This is a genomic window from Microcystis sp. LEGE 08355 (assembly GCF_015207185.1).
In the GTDB taxonomy this organism is placed as follows: Bacteria; Cyanobacteriota; Cyanobacteriia; order Cyanobacteriales; family Microcystaceae; genus Microcystis; species Microcystis panniformis.
Genome location: NZ_JADEXI010000257.1, coordinates 1 through 6,309, shown reverse-complemented (window position 1 = coordinate 6,309; position 6,309 = coordinate 1). Strand labels below are relative to the sequence as shown.

Genomic DNA, 6,309 nt, shown 5'->3' with positions numbered 1-6,309 from the left:
GGACTAAGGGGGGATCGGCACCCCCCTTATCAAGGGGGGCAGGGGGGATCGAACCTAAAATCCATTTTTAATTTAATTATAACCAGCTATTTAAACTCTTTCCTTAATGCTGTGTTGTACCTAAATAACTCTGTTTTGCCAACACCCGGATTATCCATCCAATAACGCAGGACTTTATTCCGAACAAATTGGGTTGTCCGTATTGCCTCATTAATGGCTTCTATCTGATTAGGTTTTGGCTTAACTTTGTATTCTAGTACAAACATTTTGACACTGCTCGACCGAGTATCAATGTCTTAACACAAAATTCTTTAAGTTGACAATACATATTTATTTAAAGCCGCCCGACCCTACAGTAAAGGGCGGGGTTTGTACCCAAATTTTCGGTCAAGACCTCGGTAGTTACGTTACTTTTTACTTTTATAAAAGGGTTTTTTGACTACGGTAGCGGGGTAGGTGCTGCCGCGGATTTCCACTTCGATCGCTTGTCCGATCGAGGCGAAAGGTGTGGGAAGATAGGCTAAGGCGATCGCTGTGTTTAAAGTTGGTGATAAAGTGCCACTGGTGACTTTACCCACCACTTCCCCGGCGAATACTACCGGATAATCGTGACGCGCGATATGTTTGCCGGACATCTGCAATCCCACCAAGAGCCGATTGACACCATTAAGTTTTTGGTCTTCGAGGACATGGCGACCGATAAAATCGCCTTTTTCTGGCAGATGAACCAACCAATTTAAGCCAGCCTCTAGGGGACTCGTGCTATCGTCGATATCCTGTCCATAAAGGGCTAAAGCTGCCTCTAAACGCAGGGTATCCCGGGCCCCCAAACCGCAGGGAGTCACCCCTAAATTTAAAAATTCTGTCCAAAGTTGCTGTCCGATTTCAGGAGCGGCCATAATTTCAAAACCATCTTCTCCCGTGTAACCGGTCCGGGCGATAAAAACTTTTTCCCCGAAAAGCTGGCTTTCCCAGTGATTAAATAGGCCAAAATCGCTTAATTTTTCCCCGATCAAGGGCTGTAAAATTGTGGATGCTTTGGGTCCTTGCAGGGCAATTAAGACCCTTTCTCGCGATAAATCCTCTAATTTGACCCCCGATCCCTCTAAATTGCCTAAAATCCATTCTCGATCTTTATCGGTAGTTGAGGCATTAACAATTAACAGGCCCTGGCTTTCGCTTTGGTAGTAAAAGATAATATCATCGATTATGCCACCGTCCGGGTTAAGTAAAACGCTATACTGTGCCTTTCCTGCCCTTAAACGGGCTAAATTAGAGGGAACTAGGGTTTGGAGAGATTGAACCAGATTATCGCCAGTTAAGATAAATTTGCCCATGTGGGAGATGTCAAACATCCCGACATCATTGCGGACAGCATTATGTTCGATTTTTAAGCCGCTAAACTGTATCGGCATCTCCCAACCCGCAAAAGGGGTAAATTTGCTGGTTTGTTGGGCAATTAAATTGTATAAGGGGGTACGAATAGCGGGGGAAGTTGCTTCTTGGTTAGCCACGGTGTTCTTGATCGAATGGTTGTCTGCCTAGAGTAGCATAGCAGTTATCAGTTATCAGTGACCAGTTATCAGTTATCAGTGACCAGTTATCAGTTATCAGTGACCAGTTATCAGTTATCAGTTATTAGTGACCAGTGACCAGTAAACAGTGATCGATCACTATCCACTATCCACTATCCACTATCCACTGATTACTGATTACTGATTACTGAAAAAGTTCCCCACTCCCTTAACTTTTCTCGCACTCTGTCAATGGGAATTGCGAAACCGCAGCCTAATTTAACGGCATTTTCTAGGGGTTTAGGAGTGGAGGGATTATCACAAAATAAACTCGCTTGGGAAATCACTCCCACCACTTGATTTTTATCGTTTAAAACTGGACTTCCCGACTGTCCAGAAACGACAAACATGGATAAACTTAAGGATTTTTCATTATTATCATTAACCGTGCCTTTGCTGACAGTCCAATCTTTTTGATTAAAAGGATTACCGATCGAGATTACTGGTTGATTAGGGGCAATTGGTAGGGGTGCTAAAGCTAAAGGTTTTAAATCTGGGGGGGGATTTTTTACCTCTAAGACTGCTAAATCGAGCCAGTCATTAGCTGGGGTAATGTGGAGAATTTTAGCTTTTGAACGCTTGCGAATTTTTCCCTGGGGTGGTTGGCTATAATACTCCACAAAAACGCGTGCCTCTGCATCGATTTCTTGACGGGAATTCGTCACCACATGGCGATTAGTCACGATCCAAGCTCTATCTTTATCTCGTTTTAATAACCAACCAGTGCCGATACCATTGTTATTTTTGCCGCGAATGACAATTTTAACAATTGAGCGTTTTAAATTCACCAGAGGATCACTCTTAACACTGGGAATTATCTCTGGCATTTTTAATAATTCGGGATGATCATGAATCAATCGTCCCCGTTGGATTTCCTGTAAAATAAATCTAGCTTCTGATAAATTGGGATCGATTTCTACGGCCTGCCGACACCAATTTAGACCCTCATCGATCTGACCACTATCGATATAGGTATAACAAAGATTTTCGTAAATATTGGCATTTTTGGGGCTAATTTGCCGCGCCTGTTGAAAAACTGCCATGGCTTCCCCTAGTTTTCCCTGTTCCGCTAAAGCTTCGCCCAGATAATTATAAATATCCCCATCTTTAGGGGCGTAAATTAAAGCCTGTCGATATATTTGCTCTGCTTCCTCCCATTTTCCCTGTTTTGCTAGGGTTTCTCCTAATTTTTTGTAGGTTTCACCCTGACTAGGTATCAATTCTAGAGCTTGCTGATAGGCATAACTGGCCTCTGGCCAGAGTTGCTGTTCACTGTAGGCCTTTCCCAGATAAAAATAGGCTTTTCCCTGACTAGGATCGAGAAAAACCGCTGCTTGCAGAGCTTTCGCCGCCTCATCCCAACGTTGTAAACTATAGAGAGCTTTTCCTAGCTGAAATTGCCCTTTAAAAGTTGGTTTAATGATCATTGCTTTTTGGTAAGCATCGATCGCCTCTGACCATTTTTCCTCTTGGGCGAAGATATCCCCCAAAGCCACTAAATAATTACTTTGGGAGGGTTCCATCGGTGGTTTATTATTAACGATAAAGCCACGATCATAGGCTTCTAAGGCTTCAGAATAGCGTTTTTGACTTTGTAAGACCTGAGCGATTTTTATATGGGCTTGGACTGAATTTTCGTCAAAAGATAAAACTGTTCGGTAAGCAGACAGAGCCGATTCCTTCTCCCCCGCGGCCAAAAGTCGATCGCCTTGCCAGAGATAGGCCAAGGCAATAAGATAAAAAATAGCAAAGGGAGCGGCGACGGTGAAGGCAATAATTAAAAATATTTGCAGGGGTTTGCTAGAATAGCGGCGACCAATTTTAATATCTTTTCTTTTCATTTCTTGGTTAGGATAGACAACAGGCTAGAGATGGTTCGATAATCGACCTAGACCAATTTAGATGCGCGGGCCGCTTACACATATTTTTACCTTTTTCCTGTTGCCCTTTCCGCAGTTCTGCTCCTCCTTCTTTCTAGGGTGTGGATGTAATTTTGTCCAACTACTTACTGGTTACTGCTGCAAGCGCTGGGTAGGATTAACATAGCGTCACCGAAGGAATAGAAACGGAAACGCTCTTGGATAGCTGCTTGATACAATGCCAGTAGTCTTTCCCGTCCGACTAAGGCACTGACTAACATCATCAAACTGGACTTGGGTAGGTGAAAATTAGTGATCATGCCGTCGATAACCCGCCATTGATAACCCGGATAGACAAATAAATTGGTTTTTCCCTGAAAAGCGGTTAATTTATCGCTCTTAGTTTCTTTAATTGCCCCTTCCAAGGCGCGAGCTACGGTGGTTCCTACGGCGATAACCCGGCCACCTCTAGCCTTTGTTTGGGCAATTTTTTCGGCAGTTTCGGCGGAAATCTGCAAAAATTCCCGGTGCATTAGGTGTTCTGTAATATTTTCCACTTCCACGGGACGAAAGGTTCCCACTCCCACATGAAGGGTGATATAGGCGGTATCTATACCCTTCTGGGCGAGCTTATGGAATAATTCGGGAGTAAAATGTAATCCGGCCGTGGGAGCGGCCACAGAACCCTGTTTATCAGCGTAAACTGTTTGATAACGGTCTTCTTCCGCCTCTGATTCGGTGACGTAGGGGGGGAAAGGAATATGACCGTACTCCTCCAACATATCCCAAAAACTGCGTCCGGGATGACGTTGAAATTCCAGCAGACGACCACTGGTGTTCAGATCTCGATCGATTACTTTCGCTAACCATAATTTTGCTTGGTCTTCCGTTCGCCCTGTTTTCGGATAAAAAAGGACTTCTGAACCGACTTTAAAGCGTTTTCCCGGTTTCACCAGAGATAACCAACGATGGTCATCCTGTTCTTCCAATAGTAATATTTCTACGGGGGCACCCGTGACTTTACGGCCAAATAAACGGGCCGGAATCACGCGAGTATCGTTGAGAACCAGCAAATCCCCCGGCTCTAACCAAGTGGGTAAATCCCGAAAAATAGCCAAATTATGACTATTAGGAGAATCTACCACCAAAAGACGGGAACTGTCTCGGGGTTCTGCGGGATTTTGGGCAATTAACTCCGGAGGAAGGTGATAATCGTAGCTGGAGAGTGATTGGTCAGGGATCATCGTCATTATCATCATAAAGATCTTCGCAAAAGTTGGGTAATTCTACCCAGGCGAACTTCACTAAATCGGGGATTTCTCCCCTTGGTATCTGGAACGGTTTATCGTCAGACTAGAGATATAACACTAATCGTGACTATTAGCCAACATCCCAGCGGCCACTATGGACTATCTCTATTTTCTTGCTAACGCTAGTCTAACGCTACGAGTCACCGAATACCTGCGATCGATGACTCATCTACCCTCCTCCGTGATGACGGTTATCCATCAGATTAACGGTTGGGTGGTCAAGGTCAAGTTTAATCAAATGCTTACTCCTTGCCAACACGGGGATTTTCGCGCCTACATGAATGAGTTAGGGATTCCCTATCAACCGGAAATGCGTCTCCAGATGGTTTTTTGGAGTTTGGAAACAGGACAATCCCCGATTGATGTCATGCGTCGTTACCAAGTGGCGATCGTCTCCCATGGTACCCCGGATCAGCAAGATATAGAGGCTTTTCGGCAACAATTTACTAAGGGTTTAGGATACTGTCCGGAAACTCTAGCCTAGGGTTTATTTTCTTTCGGGATGCTCTTCGAGGGTCACTACAGGACTTAAATCGTTGATGTGATCAATTAATTGATACAAGCGTCCATAACTCTTGCCGTTAAAGTAAAAAACTAGACGGGGTAAATGGTGGCTGGAATCCCGATTCTCTCGTTCTAGAATTTGACTGGGTGCGATTTTCCCCTTAACTACGATATCGCCGAAGTTTTGGTTAATTTGTTCGATCTGTTCCCCGCTTAGTTCGTGATTAAGGCGAATAACAAAGGATTCTCCCACAAAACGGCTGGAGTGATACACCCGATAAAAGTGGCGAATTGTTTGACAAGCGTGGTCTAGATCGTTGGTAATAGTATAAAAATTCCGATCTTCGGCGGATATCAGTCCTCTTTTTTGCAGATTTTCACTAATTTGTGCTTGCCAAGTTTGCCAGTAGTCCCCATCAGGCTCATCAATTAATACTAGGGGTGCAGGTCCGTATTTACCGGTTTGACAGAGGGTAAGCGTCTCAAAGGCCTCATCTTGGGTGCCGAAACCACCGGGGAATAAAGCTACTGCGTCACTTTCCCGCAGAAAAAATAGTTTTCTGGTAAAGAAATATTTAAAATCGATTAATTTGGCATCATTTATGATATAGGGATTAGCCCCCTGTTCAAAGGGTAGCTGAATATTTAATCCGAAGGAATTTTCCCGTCCAGCGCCTTCATTCCCTGCTTGCATGATGCCACCCCCGGCACCGGTTAACACCATAAAACCGTATTGACTGATACAGCGCGCGAACTCTACTGCGAGACGGTATTCACTGCTCTCGGGTTTGATGCGTGCCGAGCCAAAAATGGTCAGTTTACGAATGTGACGGTAGGGGTAAAATACCTGAAATCCCTTTTCTAGATCTTCGATCGCATAGGTTAAAATTTTCCAATCCAGGCGATCGATTTCCTCCTCGGCAATTCTGACTATTGCTTCCAGAGCTCTTTGAATCCATTTACCATCTTTCAAGTGGGGTAAATGTTGCACCAATTTCAGCAAGTCTTCGGTTAATTCAGAATAGGAGTTGTCCATTGGGGGTTGGGTTTTGGGTTTTAGGG

5 protein-coding genes and 1 pseudogene are annotated in these 6,309 nt (G+C 44.3%); 1 reads left to right on the top strand and 5 read right to left on the bottom strand.

What is annotated here, in order from left to right; translation table 11 throughout:
* Positions 1-89: 89 nt before the first annotated feature.
* The 4 genes and pseudogenes from IQ242_RS26185 to queA form a co-directional block, all read right to left on the bottom strand.
* Positions 90-266 (bottom strand): annotated as a pseudogene (locus IQ242_RS26185) (RNA-guided endonuclease TnpB family protein); the annotation flags it as partial.
* A 141-nt stretch (positions 267-407) separates the two neighbouring features.
* Positions 408-1,514, bottom strand: coding sequence for a glycine cleavage system aminomethyltransferase GcvT (gene gcvT / locus IQ242_RS13765; RefSeq protein WP_193960350.1), 1,107 nt, complete (start codon positions 1,512-1,514; stop codon positions 408-410).
* 191 nt (positions 1,515-1,705) lie between these two features.
* A complete protein-coding gene (locus IQ242_RS13760) occupies positions 1,706-3,415 on the bottom strand; it encodes a serine protease (RefSeq protein ID WP_193960349.1) in 1,710 nt (569 codons plus the stop codon).
* A gap of 164 nt (positions 3,416-3,579) precedes the next feature.
* The gene (gene queA / locus IQ242_RS13755; RefSeq protein ID WP_193960348.1) at positions 3,580-4,677 is read right to left on the bottom strand and encodes a tRNA preQ1(34) S-adenosylmethionine ribosyltransferase-isomerase QueA; all 1,098 of its coding nucleotides are present in this window, start codon (positions 4,675-4,677) and stop codon (positions 3,580-3,582) included.
* 160 nt (positions 4,678-4,837) lie between these two features.
* Between queA and IQ242_RS13750 the strand changes: the two genes are divergently transcribed.
* A complete protein-coding gene (locus IQ242_RS13750) occupies positions 4,838-5,227 on the top strand; it encodes a hypothetical protein (RefSeq protein WP_002733765.1) in 390 nt (129 codons plus the stop codon).
* Positions 5,228-5,230: 3 nt separating this feature from the next.
* On the opposite strand, the gene IQ242_RS13745 is transcribed toward IQ242_RS13750, so the two are convergent.
* Positions 5,231-6,283, bottom strand: a complete 1,053-nt coding sequence (locus IQ242_RS13745) for an LOG family protein (protein ID WP_193960347.1) — start codon at positions 6,281-6,283, stop codon at positions 5,231-5,233.
* Positions 6,284-6,309 lie beyond the last annotated feature (26 nt).

Bases quoted from the DNA above. Each gene is read 5' to 3' on its own strand.
- IQ242_RS13760 (WP_193960349.1), bottom strand. From the start codon at position 3,415: ATGAAAAGAAAAGATATTAAAATTGGTCGCCGCTATTCTAGCAAACCC.
- queA (WP_193960348.1), bottom strand. From the start codon at position 4,677: ATGATCCCTGACCAATCACTCTCCAGCTACGATTATCACCTTCCTCCG.
- IQ242_RS13750 (WP_002733765.1), top strand. From the start codon at position 4,838: ATGGACTATCTCTATTTTCTTGCTAACGCTAGTCTAACGCTACGAGTC.
- IQ242_RS13745 (WP_193960347.1), bottom strand. From the start codon at position 6,283: ATGGACAACTCCTATTCTGAATTAACCGAAGACTTGCTGAAATTGGTG.